The sequence below is a fragment of the Chryseobacterium sp. C3 genome (assembly GCF_014218905.1).
Lineage (GTDB): Bacteria > Bacteroidota > Bacteroidia > Flavobacteriales > Weeksellaceae > Chryseobacterium > Chryseobacterium mucoviscidosis.
On the sequence record NZ_JACLCU010000002.1, the window covers coordinates 16,199 to 36,928 of the forward strand.

Sequence of the window (20,730 nt, forward strand, 5' to 3'; positions counted from 1 at the left end):
CATGAAAATTTTAATATTCGGAGCTACTGGTTTTATTGGAAAAAATTTAGTTAATTTTTTTTCGGTAAATAGTGAAGTTGATACTGCAAAAATTAATGAAGATGAAACTGTTTTGTTAAAAAAAATAGAACAAGCCGATATCATTATAAATGCTGCAGGAGTGTCCAGATCAGATTCTGAGAATGATTTTTTTATGTATAATATTTATTATGCTCAGAAATTATTTTTACTTGTAAATAAGTTTGAAAATAAGATGTTTATTTATTTTTCTTCCATTCATTATTATGTAGAAACCATCTACGGTATCAGCAAAAGATATAATGAATTTTTGCTTACGAAGCTTGGATTTGAGAAAAAAAACTACTTCTTATGCCTTAGAATTCCGAGTATATTCGGACCGGGGATGAAACCGAATTATGTATCTGTAGTGGCAACATTCTGCCATAACGTTATCCATGGAAAAGAAAGTAAAATTATTGATGGAGATAAGGTATTGCAGCTGTTATTTATTGATGATCTGGTAAAAAATATCAGTAATAAAATCGTCAACAGAAAAGAAAATGGCTTTGATCTGGTAAATTATTTTCCTGAGACCGTAGAAATATCAGTAATTAAACTGTTCGAAAGTATCAATAAAATAGAGTCTGATTTTGACAAGATAATTACCACAAACAATTTTTCAAACAATCTATCCCTAACTTACAATTACTTCTTGGATAACAAGATATAAGCACGAAGATTTGTTTATGAAGATACAGGCTTGGAAAACAGATGTAGTCGAAATATCTTCTAACGGAAAATGTAATTTTTAATACAAAAAAATGGTTTATGAGAAAAATATATATAATAGGATCAGCGAGTAAGTTTGGTATGGAAAGGAGCTATAAATATGCTTTGGAAAAACTGGGGTTTGAGGTGGAGATTATCGATTTTGCGAATCTTATAAATTCATACTATCCTTTCATAATTCTTCAGAAATTCAACTCCGATTATACTCCGGCCATTGTAAAAGCTAACCATTTTGTTGCAAAAAAATTTTTTAAAGAACCTCCTTTTGCAATTATGGTATTTACTAATGTGAAGCTTTATCCCGGAACCATTGAATATTTTAAAAGGATCTGCAAAAATGTTATTTTCTATTGGCCAGATTCTATCGTAAATATGTCGAATAACGTTTTCTCCAATTTAAAACATTATACAAAAGTATATGCCCATTCAAAAGAAAATGTAGATATTTTTAAAAGAAACGACATCGAATCCACATGGCTTCCTTTTGCAGGAGATACCATTTCATCCGCAGATTTTGATGCTTACTCGGAAAAGAAAACAGAATACGATTTTTCTTTTGTGGGAGCTTTCAGACCAGAACGTTATGAAGCCATCAACGGGTTATTAAAAGAATTTCCCGAAAGCAGATTCTTTCTGGCAGGAACCGGCTGGAAAAAGCTGTCTTTTCACAATAAAAAAAATCTTACACTTGTAGAACAGATGGTAGATTTAAATACTTTTTTAAATTATACTGCAAACAGTAAAATAGCATTAAATGCAATTGACCATCTGAATTATCCTTCATCTAATTTAAGATTTTTTGAAATTGCTCTTTCAGGAGTTCCCCAGCTATCAACTTTTATACCGGAATTTGAAAATCAGTTCGCAGATAAAAAAGATGTTTATTATTTCAAAACTTTAAATGAAATGATAGAAAAAGCGCATTGGATCGTAAATAATTATGAGGAAGCCTTAAAAGGAGCAAAAGAATTCAGGAGGACTATTGATACCAGCAATAATTATATTAACAGGGCTAAGTTGCTCGCTGAGGATTTTGTTTAAAATATTCTCAAATATTGAAGTGAATAACGCGTTATATTTTAATATTATTTAGAAGTTGTAAGAAATGGATGTGCATATAAATATTAGAGATGCTGGCAGAGAAGAACCAAAAAAAGATTCGAAGTAACAGACAGGTATGGAAATTTATTTTTTTACTATATTTTTCTTAGCATTCTTCTCTTTAATAGAACTCAATATTAAAGATGTAAAGGGTGCTCACACAATATTAAATACTCTCAAGTTTTTAAGTTTTACAGTATTGGTTGGGCAGATGGGACTTCGTTGGGAAACGGGTACGGATTGGCCTTCATATTATGATCACTATGAAAGTTTCAGGAATGAGAATAAATGGTTCAGCTATTCCAACCAAATGGACTTGGGATATAACCTGTTGACACACTTTTTTTACAAATATTTTTACGGATACTCTCTCTTTTTGTTCTTTAATGCATTTGTTTTTTATGCTATCACATTCAAATCGTTAGAGTTTCTTTCCAAATATTTTTTTATTACGCTGCTCATATTCTACTGCTTATTTATGGGAAATTGGGGAACCAACCGCCAATTATTAGCATTAGCATTTGGTTTATATTCACTGAAATTTTTATTGGAAAAGAGGTATATTTATTATTTTTTATTAGTAATAATAGGATACTTTTTTCATTCTACTTCTTTACTTTTTTTCCTTTATTTTTTTATAAACCGTGAAATTAAAGATCGTGTATTATTAATTTTACTTGTGGCTTCTATTGCAATATCTTACTCTCCATTGCCTGTATACTTCTTTGGCTTAGTAGGAGGTTTTAATGAAAATGTTAGCACTAAAGCAGGGATGTATCTGAGGCAGGCACAGGAAGAAACAGCAATTCTTTCTACTTTCGGACTTATTAAAAGATTGTCTTTTGTACTTATTTTCTTTATTGCCAGAAAACATCTGCAAAAGAAAATACCCCAATATAACTTAATTTTTAACGGATACTTCCTAGGAATACTTTTCTATTTTATCTTTGGTAAATCTTTGTTGGTAATGGTAAGCCGGGGAAGTATGTACTTTAATGCAATGGAACCTTTGCTTCTAGGCTTTCTTTTATTATTAGTAGATGATAAGAAAAAAAGAATGATGATGATTTTTCCTTTATTTGTAATTGCTATCATCAATTTTAACCAATCTATAAGTGTATATAAAGATATCTTTAATCCGTATAAAGGGATATTTTATAATGAAGAATATCGAAGAGTAGATTTTTAATAAATTAAATAAGGACAAATGATACTTCTTTTTGTATTCATGGTATTGTTTTTTTTCCTGACAGAAAATAAACTCAGCTTAATGCAGAAAAACCTTGTATTTATTTTCTTATTAGTCTTTTGGTGGTTTTTAGAGAGTTTCAGATGGGAAAGCGGGACAGATTTTTATATTTACTATAGTAACTTTAGTAATATTAAAGAGAGTAAGATCGAGACCAACAGATTTGAGCTTGGTTACAACCTTTTGATTATTTTTTTTAGAGACTATATGCATCTTTCCTTTTATACTTTCAATGCAGTTTATTATGCAATAGTCTTTTTACTATATTATTTCTCTATTAAGAAAGCATCTCTGGATTCTATACTGTTTATATTTATTTTCTTTTGTTTAAGTATCGGGTTAATGGGAAGTACACGGCAATTAATGGCATTATCCATTATGTTTTTTGCAACAGTATATTTTTTAGAGCACAAGAAATTGTGGTTTATTTTGTTTGTGTTTTTAGCATCAATGTTTCACCGTACAATAATCGTCTGTCTTATTTATATCATATTTACCAATAATATTAGATATAAATATTGGCTTTATTTAATTGGATTTGCAGTTTTTGCCCAACTCAGCGGTATGAATTCTTTACTTAGTGAAAAAGTAATATTGCTTTTACCCAAAGCCTTTTCTGAAAGGTACTTTGGGTATCTATCTATTGCTCATCAGAACAGTATTTCAGTAATCGTTTTTATTTCAGGGATTTGTAGAAGGATTTTGCCAGTTGTTTTATTTTTCTTATACCGGGATGTATTAAACCGCTCAGTAAAAACCAATCATCTGGAATTTATTCTGAATGTACTATTCTTCTCCCTTTTTGCTTACATCATACTGTCATTCGATTTTACCTTTATAATTTCAAGGATAAGTATTTATTTTATTATCTTTGAAGTGTTTTTTTATTCAATTTTAATAACAATCTTTGTTAAAGAAAAAAAGTATACATATGTTTCAGCTTTGTTCATTCTTTTTTTTATTTTAGCTTATAAAGGTATTATAAACTATCCGGAATTATTTTTGCCTTACAAGACTATATTCTTCACATTTTAATTATGAAAATTCACTTTTTTGAAAGAAATCCCGCAGATGGGCAAGTAAGTATAGAGAAGCTTTTTTCCGTAATAAAAAAGGAATTATCAAGGAAAGGAGTTGCATACAGTGTGTTTGTAAATCCTTTTAAACTTTCAGAGATGCTAAAGACTCTGATGTATTTTAAAAAAAATCAGGGAGAAATTAATCATATCACAGGAGACATACACTGGTCTTCATTAGCTTTAGATTCTAGAAAAACTCTTTTAACGGTTCATGATCTTTCAGGATATTATCAGCATACCGGATTGAAAAAAATTTTATATTATTTACTTTGGATTTATCTGCCTTTAAAAAAATTAAGATACATTACCGTTATTTCTGAAAAAACCAAAAAGGAAATTTCTTGGCTTCTGCCTTCTGTGGCAAGTAAAATTAAGGTTATTCCTAACTGTATTACGGTAGATATCTTACCCATAAAATTTAAGTATTTCAGTAAAATGAAACTCCTTATTGTAGGGACGAGGGAAAATAAGAATATTGAAAAAGTTTTAGAAGCTTGTAAAGATCTCAACATTGCCTTATCCATAGTGGGAAGACTGAACGAAAGACAGAGTAGGTTATTAGAGGACTACCAGTATGATTTCAGCAATTATATCAATATTTCAGATGAAAAACTTCGAGAACTGTATGATGAAAGCAATGTATTATGCTTCCCGTCTACCTACGAAGGATTTGGTCTGCCAATTCTTGAAGCCCAAGCAAGGAACTGCATGGTTATCACTTCAGATCTTTCACCTATGAAAGATGTTGCAGGAAAAGGAGCCTTATTAGTAAATCCTCATCATGCAGAAGAAATAAGAAATGCAGTGTTAAGAATTGCCAATGAAGAGGATCTACGTAGAGAATTAGTCATCAGGGGGCAGGAAAATGTAAAAAATTATACTCCTGATTGGGTGGTGGAACAATATACAGAATTATATAAAAAAATCCTTGCAAATAAATGATTCTTATTGACGCATTATATATTAACAACAGCGGTGGGAAAGTTTTACTGGACTATCTTATTGAAGAATTGGAAAAAACCAGCAAAGAAATTTTTTATCTTTTGGATGAGCGTATCCAGAATGAAAACCATAGTCTGAAACTTAAGAATAAAGTAACTTATCTACAAGCTTCGTTATTCAAAAGAAGAAAATTCTATAGAGAAAATAAAAATAAATTTTCAGCGATACTGTGTTTTGGAAATCTTCCACCTAATATCAGAACTTCAGCCAAAGTATATACCTATTTTCATCAGCTCTTATTTCTTGAGCTTCCGAAAGAAATACCTTTTATCAGCAAAAAAATATACTATATCAAAACCCGTGTTCTGAATGCTTTCAGAAAAAATACGGACTACTGGATTGTCCAGACAGATTTAGTTAAAGAAAAACTTTCAAAAAAATATGACATCCGGGAAAATAACATTCTGGTGATGCCATTTTATCCGCCCTTTGGTATGCAGATCAAGCAAAATATCAGAAAAGAGCATCAGTATATTTATGTGAGTAATGTAACCCGGCACAAAAATCATCTGAGATTAATGGATGCATTCACAAAATTTTATGATCAACACAAAAAAGGAAAACTAATTTTAACCATTCCTGACCATGCTGCTGACATATTAAATTTAATTAATATAAAAAAAGATAAAGGATATCCTATAGAAAATATTGGGTTTATAGATCGGAATGCGTTGCGCAAGTTATACAAAGAATCAGAATATCATATATATCCTTCACTTACAGAAAGCTTTGGTTTAGGCTTGGTAGAAGCTATAGAAAATGGATGTAAGGTTATTGGTGCAGATTTACCTTATACTTATGCCGTCTGCAAACCCAGTTTTGTTTTTAATCCTTTGGAAGTAGATTCAATTACTGAAGCATTATCACTATCTTTGCAAAAAAATACAATAAACTCAGAGTCTAAAGTAAAGAATGAAATCAATACATTAATTTCTTTACTTCATTAAAAATATAAATTATGGAAATACAGAATAAAGTCCTTCTTATCACAGGTGGAACAGGTTCATTCGGAACGGCTGTTTTAAGAAAATTCATCAATACAGATCACTTTAGAGAAATCCGTATTTTTTCCCGTGACGAGAAAAAGCAGGATGATATGAGAAATCAGTTTAGAAGCGATAAACTGAAATTCTATATCGGGGATGTAAGAGATTACAGAAGTGTAGAACCTGCAATGAGAGGAGTAAACTATGTATTTCATGCCGCTGCACTTAAGCAGGTTCCTTCCTGTGAATTTTTCCCGATGCAGGCTGTAAAAACCAATGTGGAAGGAACCCAAAACGTAATTGATGCCGCTGCAAAAAATAATGTGAAAAAAGTAATCTGTCTAAGTACAGACAAAGCAGCATATCCTATCAATGCAATGGGAATTTCCAAAGCAATGATGGAAAAAGTAGCAGTTGCCGCATCACGTAATCTGGAAAATACAACGGTTTGCCTTACCAGATATGGAAACGTAATGGCTTCCAGAGGATCGGTAATTCCATTATTTGTAAAACAGATTAAAAATGGTGAATCCATTACCATTACAGATCCGAGTATGACAAGATTCTTAATGTCATTGGAGGAAGCAGTAGATTTGGTTCTTTTTGCTTTTGAACACGGAAATTCCGGAGACCTTTTTGTTAATAAAGCTCCTGCAGGAACCATTGGAGACCTTGCTCAGGCTTTAAAAGAAATGTTTAAGGTCGATAATCCGGTAAAAGTAATCGGGACGAGACATGGTGAAAAACTATACGAAACCCTTTGTACGCGTGAGGAAATGCTCAAAGCAGAAGATATGGGCGATTTTTACAGAATTCCTGCCGATAACCGAGATCTTAATTACGCACAGTATTTTTCAGAAGGGGTAGAAGATATTTCCAAAATAGAAGACTACCATTCTCATAATACAAAACAGGAAGATGTTGAAGGAATGAAAAAGCTGTTATTAAAACTTCCTTTAATCAGAAAAGAGGTTTTAGGAGAAGATATAATGCAATATCCCGATTAAAATATGAATTCACCGCAAATCATTGCAGGAGAAAAATATTCGGATGAGAGAGGAAATCTCTTTTTCAATAATACTTTTGATGCTTCATTAGTGAAGAGAATCTATATTATTGAAAATAATGAAACATATTTTATACGCGGTTGGATAGGTCATAAAATTGAACAGCGTTGGTTTTCATCTGTTCAGGGAAGCTTTACAGTAAAGTTAATAAAAGTTGACAATTGGAAAAATCCATCAAAATCACTTGAAACTAAAGAATTTGAACTCACCTCGGATAAACTTGATATTTTGCATATGCCTAAAGGATATATAAGCAGTATTCAATCAAAAGAAATAGGATCAAAACTTTTGGTTATGGTAGATCATTATTTTGGAGAATTACAGGACGATTATCGCTTTCCCTCAGAGTATTTTGAAAAAATATAACAATGAAAAAAGTAGGAATTACCGGACAAAACGGCTTCGTTGGTTCGCATTTATATAACACTTTGGGCTTACAGCCAGAAAAATTTGAAAGAATTTCTTTCGAAAGAGATTTTTTCGACTCTCCTGAAAAACTGGACGACTTTGTGAAGCAATGTGATGTCATTGTACATCTTGCAGCCATGAATCGTCATCCCGATCCGGAAGTAATCTTCAATAATAATGTAGAGCTTGTTAAAAAACTGACAGACTCTTTACAGAGAACGGGATCAAAAGCACACGTTCTTTTCTCTTCATCTTCTCAGGAAGAAAAGGATAATCTGTACGGTAAATCTAAAAAAGAAGGCAGGGAATTATTTGCAGACTGGGCAAAAAATAACGGAGGCAAATTTACGGGAATGATTATTCCGAACGTTTTCGGACCTTTTGGAAAACCGAATTACAATTCTTTCATCGCAACGTTTTGTCATAAACTTACCCACGGCGAAAATCCTGTGATTGATAATGATGGAGAAGTAAAACTGATCTACGTCGGAGAACTTGTGCAGGAAATCATCAATCAGATTGAAGTTGCAGAAACTAATGAATTATACGAAGTTCCTCACACATCCGTAAATAAAGTATCTGAAGTTTTAGCTAAACTTGAAAATTACAAAAAACTTTATTTTGATAGCGGAGAAATTCCGGTGTTGGAAACGAAATTCGATCTCAATCTTTTCAATACATTCCGTTGCTATTTTGATATTAAAGATCATTATCCCGTAAAATTTACACAGCACACTGATCCGAGAGGAGCTTTCGTGGAAGTAATTCGTTTGGGAATCGGCGGACAATGTTCTTTTTCCACTACCGTTCCGGGAATTACCAGAGGAAACCATTTTCATACAAGAAAAATCGAAAGATTTGCGGTAATTAAAGGCAAAGCCCTTATTCAATTAAGAAAAATAGACAGCGATGAGGTTCTGGATTTTTATTTAGACGGAAACGAACCCGCTTATGTAGATATGCCGATTTGGTATACTCACAATATTAAAAACATCGGAGAAGAAGAACTGTACACCATTTTCTGGATCAATGAACCCTTTAATCCGGAAGATTCAGATACCTATTTTGTAGAAGTTTAATAATCTTTAATTATAAACTTCACGGGCTTCTCCAATAAACAGACATTAAAAATTTATCTTTGCAAAGGCAAAAAAATACAATGAAAAAACTAAAAGTAATGACGGTTGTAGGAACACGACCGGAAATCATTAGACTATCAAGAGTATTATCAGCTTTGGATGCTTCCGAAGCCGTTGAACATATTATCGTCCATACAGGTCAAAACTACGATTACGAGCTGAACCAGATCTTTTTTGAAGATTTAGGACTTCGCAAACCGGATTATTTTCTGGAAGCAGCAGGTAAAACGGCAACAGAAACAGTGGGGAATATTTTAATTAAAATAGATCCTTTGCTGGAAGAATTGCAGCCTGAAGCATTTTTGGTTTTAGGAGATACCAATTCTTGTCTTTGTGCCATTCCTGCTAAGAAAAGACAGATTCCGATTTTCCACATGGAAGCAGGAAACAGATGTTTCGATCAGCGAGTTCCGGAAGAAACCAACAGGAAAATTGTAGATCACACTGCAGATATTAATTTAACCTATTCAGACATCGCAAGAGAATATCTTTTAAGAGAAGGTCTTCCTGCAGACAGAATCATCAAAACGGGTTCTCCTATGTTTGAAGTGCTGAATCATTATCTTCCTCAGATCGAAAGTTCAGATGTTTTAAGCCGTCTGAATTTAGAAGAAGGAAAATATTTTGTGGTATCATCCCACAGAGAGGAAAATATTAATTCTGAGAAAAACTTCAACGGATTAATAGAAAGTTTAAATGCCATTGCAGAGAAATTTGGCTATCCGATCATCGTTTCCACACACCCGAGAACCAGAAATATGATCGATAAAAAACAAGTTGAGGTAAGACCGGAAATTCAGTTCTTAAAACCGCTTGGATTCCACGATTATAATGCGTTACAGATGAGAAGTTATGCTGTTTTATCAGATTCAGGAACTATTTCAGAGGAATCTTCCATCTTAAATTTCCGCGCTTTGAATATCAGAGATGCCCACGAAAGACCAGAAGCAATGGAAGAAGCGTCCGTAATGATGGTAGGTTTATCCCCGGAAAGAATCTTACAGGGATTAACGCAGCTTCAGCAGCAGAAAGTAGGAACAGAAAGAAATTACAGACAGGTTTCAGATTATTCAATGCCGAATGTTTCAGAGAAAATGGTAAGAATTATTCTGAGTTATACGGATTACGTTAACAGAGTTGTTTGGAGCAAAAAATAATGAATATACTATTTCTTACATTAGCTAAAATAGATACACTAAATAAAAGTGGTATTTATCATGATCTGATGCGCGAATTTTCGGTTCACGATCATCTTCTTTATATTGTTTCTCCTTCTGAAAGGCGTGAAAATTTGAAGACTATTGTAAAAAATGAAGGCAATACAAAATTTCTGAATGTAAGAACTCTTAATATTCAAAAAACTAACTTTGTTGAAAAAGGAATTTCAACTTTATTGATTGAAAGACTTTTTTTTAAAGCGATTAATAAATATTTTTCAGACGTAAAGTTTGATTTGATTATTTATTCAACACCACCCATTACTTTTACAAAAATTATAAAATTCATTAAAAATAGAGACGGAGCAAAAACATACCTTTTGCTGAAAGATATTTTTCCCCAAAATGCCGTAGATATGAAGCTTATTTCTAATAAAGGAATACTATACAGATATTTCAGGAAAAAGGAAAAAGATCTATACAGCATTTCGGATAAAATAGGATGTATGTCTAAAGCCAATATCAATTTTCTCCTGAAACACAATACTTTTATTCCGGAATCAAAAGTGGAAATCAATGCTAATTCCATCGAATTGAGGGGTTTTAAAGAATTATCGGCTAAAGAAAATAACGGAATAAAAAAGAAATACAACATCCCTGTCGGAAGGAAGGTTTTTATTTATGGCGGAAACTTGGGAAAACCACAGGGAATCGATTTCCTTATACAAACTCTGGACGCAAAAAAAGAAGATAACCGGATATTTTTCATTATTGTGGGCTCTGGTACAGAATATATGAAAATAAAAAACTGGATGGAAACAGTAAAGCCTGAAAATGTACTATTGCTCTCCGTTTTGCCTAAGCATGATTACGATATTCTCATTAAGGCATGTGATGTCGGAATGATATTTTTGCATAAAGATTTCACAATTCCCAATTATCCTTCAAGGCTTCTTTCTTATCTAGAAAACAAAATGCCAGTTCTCGCAGCAACAGATAAAAATACAGATATAGGTACAGATATTGTTAATAACAGCTGCGGTGCTTCGGTCTATTCAGACAATATCGAGGAAATGGTTCTGAAAATAGATGAATTTGTATCAATGGATGAAGAAATATTCGAAGAAATGAGAGAAAACAGCCGGAAATTTCTGAAAAAGGATTTTCTGGTGAGTGATTCTTATCGTAAAATTATAAATTTGGTGAAGTAAAAAAATAGAAATGAAAGGATCTTATTTCTTTTGTAACATACAAATTGTTGATTTGCATATACATGTATAAATTATTTTTTAAAAGATTTTTAGATATTCTGGTAGCTTTAAGCATCATCATATTTCTGCTGCCGTTATTTTTGATTATTTATGTTTTAGTTAAAATAGATAGTTCAGGAAATTTTTTCTTTTTTCAGGAAAGGCTTGGCTATAAGGGAAAGATATTCAGAATTTATAAGATAAGAACCATGTACGACAGGAAGAGAGTTCCGGACAGAGAGATCTTTAAAAATGATGTGGATGTTACAAAAGTGGGATTTTATCTCAGGCGTTTCAAGATAGACGAACTGCCCCAGATCATCAATGTTCTGAAAGGAGATATGTCTATCGTTGGCCCCCGTCCTTGTCTTCCGTCACAGTTGAAAGATTTTAACGAAGACGGTAAGAAACGTATTGAAGTTGTTCCGGGGTTAACTGGATTGTCACAGGTAAACGGAAACATTCATTTATCGTGGGAGGAACGATGGAAATACGACAGAGAATATGGGGAAAATCAAAGTTTTATTCTGGATTTAAAAATCATAGGCAAAACATTTTTGATACTTCTTTATGGAGAAGATAAATATTTAAAAAAACCCAATGTATAAAATACTGGTTATAGGAGCCGTAAATTCTACCGTACACATCATAAAAAGTCTTATGAAGCACGATATGGAAGTAGTCGGCATTTTAGGACATGAGCCCAAGAATAAAGATAAGGTTTCGGGATGGGCAGATTTGCAGGATCTGTCGGCACAGTTTAATCTTCATTATAAGGGCTTTACCAAAATAAATGATGAGGAAAACCTAAGCTGGGCATCTGAAAAAAAGCCGGATGTTATTTTTGCTGTCGGATTTTCTCAATTGTTAAGTGATATCTGGTTTTCGGTCGGTAAATTAGGCTGTATAGGTTTTCATCCCACACAGTTACCTCTGGGGAGAGGCAGGGCACCTTTGTCATGGATTACGCTTGAACAGTCCTACGGATCTGCAACTTTTTTTCTCATGGGAAGCGGTGCAGATGATGGTCCTGTATTTATCCAGTCTATTTTTAAAGTGGAAGAAGATGATTCTGCACAAACGGTTGAGCGTAAAATTCTAGATCATATAGATATTGCTTTAGACCAATGGCTTCCGGATCTGAAAAAAGGATTGTGGAATCCGGTTCCTCAGACAGAGCATCTCGCTTCCTATTACGGGGTGAGAAAAGAAGAAGACGGGCATATTAACTGGAATGATCATGCGGTTTATATTAATCGTCTTATTAAAGCGTCTGATAAACCCCATCCTGGAGCATATACCTACTGGAACGATAAGAAATTGAGAATATGGACCTGTAGGATAGAAAGGGAGCTTAATTTTAAAGGAGTGATTGGAAGGGTTTTGTTGAAGAATAACAATAATCATCTGCTTATACAGACTGGTGATGGTCTTTTGTGGATTGAAGAATATGAATTTACCAATGATTCTCCGAAGGAGATATGTGTTGGTTCTAAATTAGGCTATATTATTGAAGACGAAATATTCAGAATGAAAATAAAACTAAAAGAGATTACAAATGAATAGAGTTATTGTAATAGCCCCCCATCCTGATGATGAGATCATTGGTTGTGGTGCTACGATCGCAAAGCATATAGAGTCGGGTGATGAGGTAACAATCGTAGTGGTAACTAATGCAGCAGTAGGTGCACCTGAATTTTATGCTCAGTCATTGATTGATAAAGTAAGAGAAGAAGCCGTTTCTGCACATCATTTTTTAGGGGTGAAAGAAACTATTTTTCTTGAATTTCCAGCTCCCGCTTTAAATGCCTTCCCCGAATTTAAAATATCTTTAGAAATTTCAATGATAATTCAGAAGATAAGACCCACCCATCTGTATCTTCCTCACCCAGGTGATATGCATCAGGACCATAAAGCGGTCTATAGAGCATCACTGGTTTCTGCAAGACCTCAGGGAGAAGATCATAAAGTTTTAAACATTTATTGTTATGAAACTCTTTCTGAAACCGAATGGACTCCTATGCAGGAAAAAGCATTTGTCCCAAATCATTTTGTAGATGTTACTGATGTATTTGATAAAAAGACTGAAGCAATGAAATTTTTTAAATCGCAAATTAAGCAGTTTCCGCATTCACGTTCATTGGAAACTTTCCGAGCTCTTGCGATGTATAGAGGAGCTACAATCGGAGTGGAAAGGGCTGAAGCGTTCATTGTTGAGCGTCAAATTATTTTGTAACAATTCAATAAAAAATATATGAAAAAGATAGCAATAATAGGTGCAGGAGGTTTTGGTAGAGAAGTAAAAATGCTTATTGATCAAATTAATGAAAAAAGCCCTGAATATGAAATCATAGGTTTTTATGATGATAAAGAACATCAGGAATTCATTAATGGCATTCCGTATTTGGGAAAAATAGAAAATATAAATTCTTTTACTCAACACTTATCCTTAGCAATCGCAATAGGAGATCCATTAACAAAGAAAAAAATACTGAATACAATTAAAAATCAAAATATTGAATTTCCTAATTTAATCCATCCTTCTGTAATAATAGGGAAGGATAATGTAGTGTTGGGAAAAGGAAATATCATCTGTGCAGGGTCTATTATTACAGTCGACATAATTATTGAAGATTTTGTGATTCTGAATCTGGCTTGTACCGTCGGGCACGATACGCAAATTAAAAATTTTTGCTCTTTTATGCCGACAGTAAATATTTCTGGAGAAGTTGTTATCAATGAAAATGTTTATGTTGGAACTGGAGCTAAAATCATTAATCTTTTGGAAATTGGTGAAAACTCGATTATAGGAGCAGGAGCCGTTGTAGCAAAAAATATCCCTGCAAACTGTACGGCAGTTGGAATTCCTGCAAAACCAATAAAATTTCATGAATAAATTATGAATAGTAAAATCTGGCTTTCTTCTCCGCATATGGGAGGTAATGAGCAAAAATATATTAGTGAGGCTTTTGCCGAAAACTGGGTAGCTCCTTTAGGACCGAATGTAAATGGTTTTGAAGAAGATCTTGAAAATTTTTTGGGAGAAGATGTTAAAGTTGCAGCATTATCATCCGGAACGGCTGCGCTACATCTGGCTCTCATCCAATGTGGTGTTCAACCTGGCGATGAAGTTATCTGTCAATCAATGACGTTTTCTGCTTCAGCAAATCCGATTGCGTATTGCGGAGCAACTCCTGTATTCGTAGACAGTGAACCTGAAACCTGGAATATGTGTCCCGCAGGTCTTAGGCAAACTATTAGCGAAAGAATTCAGAAAGGAAAAAAACCAAAGGCCATCATCATTGTACATCTATACGGAATGCCCGCAAAAATGGATGGTATTATTTCCATTGCCAATGAATTTGAAATTGATGTTATCGAAGATGCTGCGGAAGCTTTAGGCTCTGTGTATAAAGGGCAGGCTTGTGGTACGTTTGGACGTTTCGGTATTTTAAGCTTTAATGGAAATAAAATTATTACTACTTCCGGAGGAGGAGCTTTGGTCTGCAACAGTCAGGAAGATAAAGATAAAGCTGTATTTCTTTCTACACAGGCAAGAGATAATGCTCCTCATTATCAGCATTCATACATAGGTTATAACTATAGGATGAGTAATATTGTTGCGGGAATAGGAAGAGGACAGATGGAAGTTTTGAAGCAGAGAGTGGCGGCACGACGTTCTATGCACGAATTCTATAAAGAAATTTTTAAAAATATTGACGGGATAAAGGTATTTTCAGAACCATCTTCAGATTTTTATTCTAATCACTGGCTCTCTGCAATTACAGTGAATAAACAGATAACAGGGAAGAGCAGAGAGGATCTTAGAATGGCATTTCTGGAAGATAATATAGAATCCAGACCACTCTGGAAGCCAATGCATCTTCAGCCTGTATTTGAAAGCTGCCCATTTTATGGTGGTAGTACTTCTGAAAAGTTATTTAATGACGGACTTTGTCTCCCTTCAGGATCCAATCTTACCACAGAAGAGAGAGAAAGAATTGCCGGGGTAATTCATAGTTTTTTCGGAGAATAATATTGAATAATGAATAGGAGGTATAGGTATTTAAAGAAGTATATCGATTTTATTTTATCGATTTTTTTAATCGTTCTTTTTTTACCTTTATTAATTATATTATTTATTATAGCGAGTGTAGATACACATTCTAATGGGATTTTTTTTCAGAAAAGAGTTGGACAGTACGGTAAAATATTTACCATTTATAAATTCAAGACAATTCATGATCGTAAAAAAGTATCTTCCAATACAGGATTGTTACTTAGGAAATATAAACTTGACGAGTTTCCGCAACTTTTCAATATTCTAAAGGGAGAGATGAGTTTTGTTGGACCGCGTCCTGATATAGAAGGATATTATGATAATTTAAAAGGAGATTTGAGAAGAATTCTGGAACTGAAACCAGGACTAACATCCGAAGCTAGTATTAAGTATAGTAATGAAGAACAGATACTTAGACAGTATGAAAATCCTTTAAAGTACAATGATGAAGTATTGTTTCCGGATAAGGTAAAAATGAATCTTCAATATTTGGATAATATGTCTTTAATGACTGATGTCCGGATTTTATTTCAGACTTTTTTTAAAATTTTTACCAGATAAGATTAGTATTATAATTTACATTGCATATAATTTAAAGAATGAAAATAAAAGAAACCCCTTTAATGGACTGTTACATTATAGAGCCTACAATTTTCGAAGACGACAGAGGTTATTTTTTCGAAAAATTCAATGAAAAGAAATTCGAGGAACTTACCGGAATGAACGGTCATTTTGTTCAGGATAACATTTCTAAATCTTCTTACGGCGTTTTGAGAGGTCTTCATTTACAGAAAGGAGAACACGCACAGGCAAAACTGGTATCCTGTCTTGAGGGAAAAGTTTGGGATGTAGCCGTAGATCTTAGAGAAGATTCACCTACATTTGGAAAATGGTTTGGGATTGAGCTTACAGCGGAAAATAAAACACAGCTTTATATTCCAAGAGGTTTTGGACATGGATTTTCTGTTTTAAGCGAAACTGCCGTTTTTTCTTATAAATGCGACAACTTTTATAACAAAGAATCAGAAGGAAGTGTAAAATACAACGATCCGGATCTGAATATCGACTGGAAAATTTCCGACAGTGAAGCTGTTCTTTCAGAAAAAGATGAAAATGCAGCAAGCTTTAAAGAAAAGAATTTTTAAATATACTAAAAGCCACTTATTGAAGTGGTTTTTATTTTTTTAATACAGACTCTTCAATATTTTGTATCTTTGCAAACTCAAAATCAAAAAGATGCGTACAAAATCTGTAGGGAAGAAAAAAATAAATGTAGTAACGTTGGGTTGTTCCAAAAATGTATATGATTCTGAAGTTTTAATGAGCCAGCTTAAAGCCAATGGCAAAGAAGTGGTACATGAAGACAAAGGAGACATCGTTGTAATTAATACCTGCGGATTTATAGACAATGCAAAAGAAGAATCCATCAACACGATTCTCGACTATGTTGAGGCAAAAAACAGGGGAGAGGTTGAAAAAGTTTTTGTAACAGGGTGTCTTTCGGAAAGATATAAGCCGGATCTGGTAAGAGAAATTCCGGATGTAGATCAATATTTCGGGACTAGAGATCTTCCTGTTTTATTAAAACATTTAGGAGCAGATTATAAACACGAATTGGTTGGGGAAAGACTTACCACCACTCCAAAACATTACGCATACTTAAAAATTTCCGAAGGCTGCGACAGACCTTGTTCATTCTGTGCAATTCCTCTCATGAGAGGAGGTCACGTTTCTACACCTATCGAAAAATTGGTTACGGAAGCCCAAAAATTGGCAAAAAAAGGAACCAAAGAATTAATTCTTATTGCGCAAGATCTTACTTATTATGGTTTAGATATTTATAAAAAACGTGCGCTTGGAGAGCTTTTAAAGGAATTGGTAAAAGTGGAAGGAATTGAATGGATTCGTCTTCATTATGCATTTCCGAGCGGATTTCCGGAAGATGTTCTAGATATCATCAGAGAAGAACCGAAAGTTTGCAACTATATAGATATTCCTCTTCAGCACATCAATTCAGATTTACTAAAATCAATGAAAAGAGGGACTACTCACGAAAAAACGGATGCCCTTCTTGGAAAATTCAGAGAAAAAGTTCCGGATATGGCAATCAGAACAACGCTTATCGTTGGTTATCCCGGAGAAACTCAGGAAATTTTCAATGAGCTGAAAGACTGGGTAAGAGAACAGAGATTTGACAGACTGGGTTGTTTTACTTATTCTCACGAAGAAAATACTGGAGCATATGTTCTGGAAGATGATGTTCCGCAGGAAGTGAAAGAAGCCAGAGTGGAAGAAATCATGGAAATCCAGTCTCAGATTTCATGGGAGAAAAATCAGGAGAAAATTGGCAATATATATAAATGTATATTCGACAGAAAAGAAGGAAATTATTTCATCGGAAGAACCGAATATGATTCTCCCGATGTAGACAACACAGTATTGGTTTCTGCTGAAAATACATACATTTCCATCGGTGATTTTGCACAAGTAAAAATTACTTCTGCTGAGGAATTTGATCTGTATGGCGAATTAATTTAAAATTATTCCCAATTGTTTGATTTTTTAGTAAAAAAAATCGTATATTGTTTTCATTAATACAATGTTATTCAATGATTAATAAAAATTAACATTAATAAAACATTGCTTGCATAGAATTTAATTGTTTGATTTTCAATATTATTTTATTTTTGAAAATTAAAATGTTAAAACTTTTTTATGTATTGTTATGAAAATTAATTTTAAAAATATTAACTTTGCGAAATAAAGAGATTTTACATAACTATTGAGTTAAAAATTAGACTCTTGTGAAATGTGAAAATAATTTTTTGAAATTATATAATTAAAAATATTTATTTATATTAATGAATGCACAAATTGGGTATGGTATCCTGATTTAACAATGCACTCATTGGTTAAAATGTAATTTAAAATCTTTAAAAACTTATGAAAAAATTTTTATTAACAGCGACTATGTTAGTCGGATTTGTAGCGATCGCTCAGGCTCAGCAAGGAAGAGTGGGGATTAATACAACTACTCCCGCTGCGACTTTGGATGTTGTAGGTGCTCCTGCTGACGCAACAAAGCCGGACGCATTATTGGTCCCTCGTTTAACAAGAGGTCAGTTACAGGGAAAAGATGCAGTGTATACTGCCACCCAAAACGGAGCATTGGCATTTGTTTCCTCAATTGCTGATGGGTCTGCTACCGGAAAAGCAGTAAACATTACGGCTACCGGATTCTATTACTATGATGCACCAAACTCTGTTTGGAAAGGATTAGGAGGAGTAGTTACTCCTACTGCTTTGAATGTTACAAATCAAACAGCTAGTTACACAGCTTTAGCTACTGATGACATTATTCTATTTACAACTACTGGACCGGTTACATTAACTTTACCAACCACTGGCGTTACAATTGGTAAAAGAATCTATGTTTCTGTAATAGGAACTAATGATGTTGCTCTTTCTCCTACTCCTAGAGAAACTGCTAATCAGAATTTAATTACTGGTCAGGGAAATATACTTATGTATACTGGTGATGCAACTAAGCCTTGGTCTATTATTTCAGGATATTAATAACCTCTTTAATTTTTAAGATGATGAATAATAATAAATTTAAATATTTAGCTGTAGCTGTTTTTTTAAGTGTAACAAACTTTTCTATGGCACAGGTTAGAATTGTTAATTCTACTACTAATACCGCAGTAAATAATAGCTCTGCTTTTATTGATGCTTCGTCTAATTCTACAACAAATGCGACAGTAAATGTTGGAAAAGGATTAATATTTCCAAGAACAGATTTAACTACTTTTAATGCATTTAGTGGAAGTCCTGTTGGAATCGGAACGTCATTTCCTACTCGTTTTGATGGTATGATAGTTTATAACACAGCTTCTGGTGGTGTAGCTGGTGTTGGATCTACCTCAGAAACATTATTTCCTGGCTTTTGGTATTATGATAATAAATCAACCACAGTAACTGGTGGTACATGGAAGCCTTTAACTCCTAATACAAGAGTAAATTTTGCAACAACTGAAACTGTTACCAATACACAAGTAGATGGAGCTCAGGTTTACGGTATTAAAGGTCAGTTTACGACTACAGGTACTTCTACTTCAGTTACAATTCCTGCTCCTTCCGGAATGACTTCTTTATATGGAATTACAATCTATAAGAAATCAGGAACTGGAAATAAAGTGGTTTATTCTAAAGAATTATATTCTTATGATGTTACTACAGGTGCTGCAATTACCGGTTCTCAAAGTATGTCTGTAGTTTATCCGGCAGATACTTATGACTATGTATTAGAATATTTCAAATAACATTTGAATAACAACAATATATAAAACCAATGAGAGTATTCTCATTGGTTTTTTAATTTTTGTAAAGTTTATTTCTTTTAACAAGGATAATTTAATCTTGCTTTCGTATGTGTTTTTATTTATATAATGTAAAGTTGATGCAGAAGCCTAAGCCATACGAAAATATAAACGAATAATCTTTAAGACATTTTACATAAAAGAAATAATTGACTTAACTAATACACATATAAAATATTGGTCATTATCAATTTTGATTTGTCTAATCCCTATATTCAGCTAAATTCTAATACAATAGGTTGTTTTTTATTTGGTTTTTGATCTTTTACATTAAAATCCGAGCTATTTTAAACGTAACTTATAACCTTCTTTATTAATATCAGACAAATTAGTTGTAAGCTAAGAACTCCTATAAATTGGGGCTAAAAAATTTAAATCATAAAATTCATTAACTTATTGATTAATAGAGAAATGTTTGTGTTAAAAATATCTTAATCTGAATAATTTAGTTAAAATTGTTAACTTTTAACATTGTTTTTTAACACTTTTTAACAATAGCATCTAAATCGCCTGTTTATAGGGAGTTAAGAAAAATATTAACATAAAATTTTATTTTCATTAACACTTGTTAACAAATAAAATAGGTGTATTAAAAGATTCCTTATAGATTTGCCCCAGTCAAAACCAATAAAATTTCAAAATGATGAAAAGATTCATTCTCGTAATCATAATGATGATTTCAACCCTTGGTATTTATTCTTTCAAAATGAATGCCATAGATGCGAAAAAAACAAGTTATGCATCGTACTACCACGATAAATTTAACGGTAGAAAAACAGCAAGCGGAGAGATCTTTGATAATGCAAAGTTCACCGCAGCCAACAGAACGCTTCCGTTTGGAACAAACATTAAGGTAACCAACCTTAACAATGGTAAAGAGGTAATAGTGAAAGTAAATGATAGAGGACCTTACCATTCATCAAGAGCTTTAGATATGTCTAAAGCAGCGTTCGATGAAATCGGAGATACCGACAGAGGTACAATTCCGGTGGAATATGAAATTGTCGACTAAAATTTATGATTTTAAATTTTAAAAAGCCAACTGATTCAGTTGGCTTTTTGCT

At 33.1% G+C, this 20,730-nt stretch carries 22 protein-coding genes; all 22 read left to right on the forward strand.

What is annotated here, in order from left to right; all coding sequences use genetic code 11:
• Nucleotide 1: 1 nt before the first annotated feature.
• The 22 genes from H6W53_RS03850 to H6W53_RS03955 all read left to right on the forward strand — a co-directional run bounded on the left by H6W53_RS03850 (nucleotide 2) and on the right by H6W53_RS03955 (nucleotide 20,678).
• Nucleotides 2–730, forward strand: coding sequence for an NAD-dependent epimerase/dehydratase family protein (locus tag H6W53_RS03850; RefSeq protein ID WP_185204958.1), 729 nt, complete (start codon nucleotides 2–4; stop codon nucleotides 728–730).
• 98 nt (nucleotides 731–828) lie between these two features.
• Nucleotides 829–1,830, forward strand: coding sequence for a glycosyltransferase (locus H6W53_RS03855; protein ID WP_185204959.1), 1,002 nt, complete (start codon nucleotides 829–831; stop codon nucleotides 1,828–1,830).
• 136 nt (nucleotides 1,831–1,966) lie between these two features.
• The gene (locus H6W53_RS03860) at nucleotides 1,967–3,079 is read left to right on the forward strand and encodes an EpsG family protein (RefSeq protein WP_185204960.1); all 1,113 of its coding nucleotides are present in this window, start codon (nucleotides 1,967–1,969) and stop codon (nucleotides 3,077–3,079) included.
• Between the two features lie 81 nt (nucleotides 3,080–3,160).
• A complete protein-coding gene (locus H6W53_RS03865; RefSeq protein WP_185204961.1) occupies nucleotides 3,161–4,174 on the forward strand; it encodes an EpsG family protein in 1,014 nt (337 codons plus the stop codon).
• 140 nt (nucleotides 4,175–4,314) lie between these two features.
• A complete protein-coding gene (locus H6W53_RS03870; RefSeq protein WP_185204962.1) occupies nucleotides 4,315–5,160 on the forward strand; it encodes a glycosyltransferase family 4 protein in 846 nt (281 codons plus the stop codon).
• A 68-nt stretch (nucleotides 5,161–5,228) separates the two neighbouring features.
• A complete protein-coding gene (locus tag H6W53_RS03875; protein ID WP_185204963.1) occupies nucleotides 5,229–6,167 on the forward strand; it encodes a glycosyltransferase in 939 nt (312 codons plus the stop codon).
• 11 nt (nucleotides 6,168–6,178) lie between these two features.
• The gene (locus H6W53_RS03880) at nucleotides 6,179–7,213 is read left to right on the forward strand and encodes a polysaccharide biosynthesis protein (protein WP_185204964.1); all 1,035 of its coding nucleotides are present in this window, start codon (nucleotides 6,179–6,181) and stop codon (nucleotides 7,211–7,213) included.
• A gap of 3 nt (nucleotides 7,214–7,216) precedes the next feature.
• The gene (locus H6W53_RS03885; protein WP_185204965.1) at nucleotides 7,217–7,639 is read left to right on the forward strand and encodes a WxcM-like domain-containing protein; all 423 of its coding nucleotides are present in this window, start codon (nucleotides 7,217–7,219) and stop codon (nucleotides 7,637–7,639) included.
• Between the two features lie 2 nt (nucleotides 7,640–7,641).
• A complete protein-coding gene (locus tag H6W53_RS03890; RefSeq protein ID WP_185204966.1) occupies nucleotides 7,642–8,760 on the forward strand; it encodes an NAD-dependent epimerase/dehydratase family protein in 1,119 nt (372 codons plus the stop codon).
• A gap of 80 nt (nucleotides 8,761–8,840) precedes the next feature.
• Nucleotides 8,841–9,977, forward strand: a complete 1,137-nt coding sequence (gene wecB / locus H6W53_RS03895; RefSeq protein ID WP_185204967.1) for a non-hydrolyzing UDP-N-acetylglucosamine 2-epimerase — start codon at nucleotides 8,841–8,843, stop codon at nucleotides 9,975–9,977.
• The gene (locus tag H6W53_RS03900; RefSeq protein ID WP_185204968.1) at nucleotides 9,977–11,188 is read left to right on the forward strand and encodes a glycosyltransferase family 4 protein; all 1,212 of its coding nucleotides are present in this window, start codon (nucleotides 9,977–9,979) and stop codon (nucleotides 11,186–11,188) included. The genes wecB and H6W53_RS03900 overlap by 1 nt, the downstream gene beginning before the upstream one ends.
• A 62-nt stretch (nucleotides 11,189–11,250) precedes the next feature.
• Entirely contained in the window at nucleotides 11,251–11,835 is a 585-nt protein-coding gene (locus H6W53_RS03905; protein ID WP_185204969.1) for a sugar transferase, read from the forward strand.
• Entirely contained in the window at nucleotides 11,828–12,793 is a 966-nt protein-coding gene (locus tag H6W53_RS03910) for a formyltransferase family protein (protein ID WP_185204970.1), read from the forward strand. The genes H6W53_RS03905 and H6W53_RS03910 overlap by 8 nt, the downstream gene beginning before the upstream one ends.
• Nucleotides 12,786–13,463 (forward strand): PIG-L deacetylase family protein, encoded by a 678-nt coding sequence (locus H6W53_RS03915; protein ID WP_185204971.1) that lies wholly within the window; start codon nucleotides 12,786–12,788, stop codon nucleotides 13,461–13,463. The genes H6W53_RS03910 and H6W53_RS03915 overlap by 8 nt, the downstream gene beginning before the upstream one ends.
• A gap of 18 nt (nucleotides 13,464–13,481) precedes the next feature.
• Nucleotides 13,482–14,123 carry an acetyltransferase gene (locus tag H6W53_RS03920; RefSeq protein WP_185204972.1) on the forward strand — a complete coding sequence of 214 codons (642 nt, stop codon included), beginning with the start codon at nucleotides 13,482–13,484 and terminating at the stop codon, nucleotides 14,121–14,123.
• A gap of 3 nt (nucleotides 14,124–14,126) precedes the next feature.
• A complete protein-coding gene (locus H6W53_RS03925; RefSeq protein ID WP_185204973.1) occupies nucleotides 14,127–15,263 on the forward strand; it encodes a DegT/DnrJ/EryC1/StrS family aminotransferase in 1,137 nt (378 codons plus the stop codon).
• Between the two features lie 9 nt (nucleotides 15,264–15,272).
• Nucleotides 15,273–15,848 carry a sugar transferase gene (locus H6W53_RS03930; protein ID WP_185204974.1) on the forward strand — a complete coding sequence of 192 codons (576 nt, stop codon included), beginning with the start codon at nucleotides 15,273–15,275 and terminating at the stop codon, nucleotides 15,846–15,848.
• Nucleotides 15,849–15,886: 38 nt separating this feature from the next.
• The gene (rfbC, locus tag H6W53_RS03935) at nucleotides 15,887–16,432 is read left to right on the forward strand and encodes a dTDP-4-dehydrorhamnose 3,5-epimerase (RefSeq protein ID WP_185204975.1); all 546 of its coding nucleotides are present in this window, start codon (nucleotides 15,887–15,889) and stop codon (nucleotides 16,430–16,432) included.
• 91 nt (nucleotides 16,433–16,523) lie between these two features.
• Nucleotides 16,524–17,825 carry a 30S ribosomal protein S12 methylthiotransferase RimO gene (gene rimO, locus H6W53_RS03940; RefSeq protein ID WP_185204976.1) on the forward strand — a complete coding sequence of 434 codons (1,302 nt, stop codon included), beginning with the start codon at nucleotides 16,524–16,526 and terminating at the stop codon, nucleotides 17,823–17,825.
• A 432-nt stretch (nucleotides 17,826–18,257) separates the two neighbouring features.
• Entirely contained in the window at nucleotides 18,258–18,863 is a 606-nt protein-coding gene (locus H6W53_RS03945; protein ID WP_185204977.1) for a hypothetical protein, read from the forward strand.
• Between the two features lie 20 nt (nucleotides 18,864–18,883).
• Nucleotides 18,884–19,609, forward strand: coding sequence for a hypothetical protein (locus H6W53_RS03950; RefSeq protein ID WP_228457748.1), 726 nt, complete (start codon nucleotides 18,884–18,886; stop codon nucleotides 19,607–19,609).
• A 697-nt stretch (nucleotides 19,610–20,306) separates the two neighbouring features.
• Entirely contained in the window at nucleotides 20,307–20,678 is a 372-nt protein-coding gene (locus tag H6W53_RS03955; RefSeq protein WP_087709300.1) for a septal ring lytic transglycosylase RlpA family protein, read from the forward strand.
• Nucleotides 20,679–20,730: the final 52 nt, after the last annotated feature.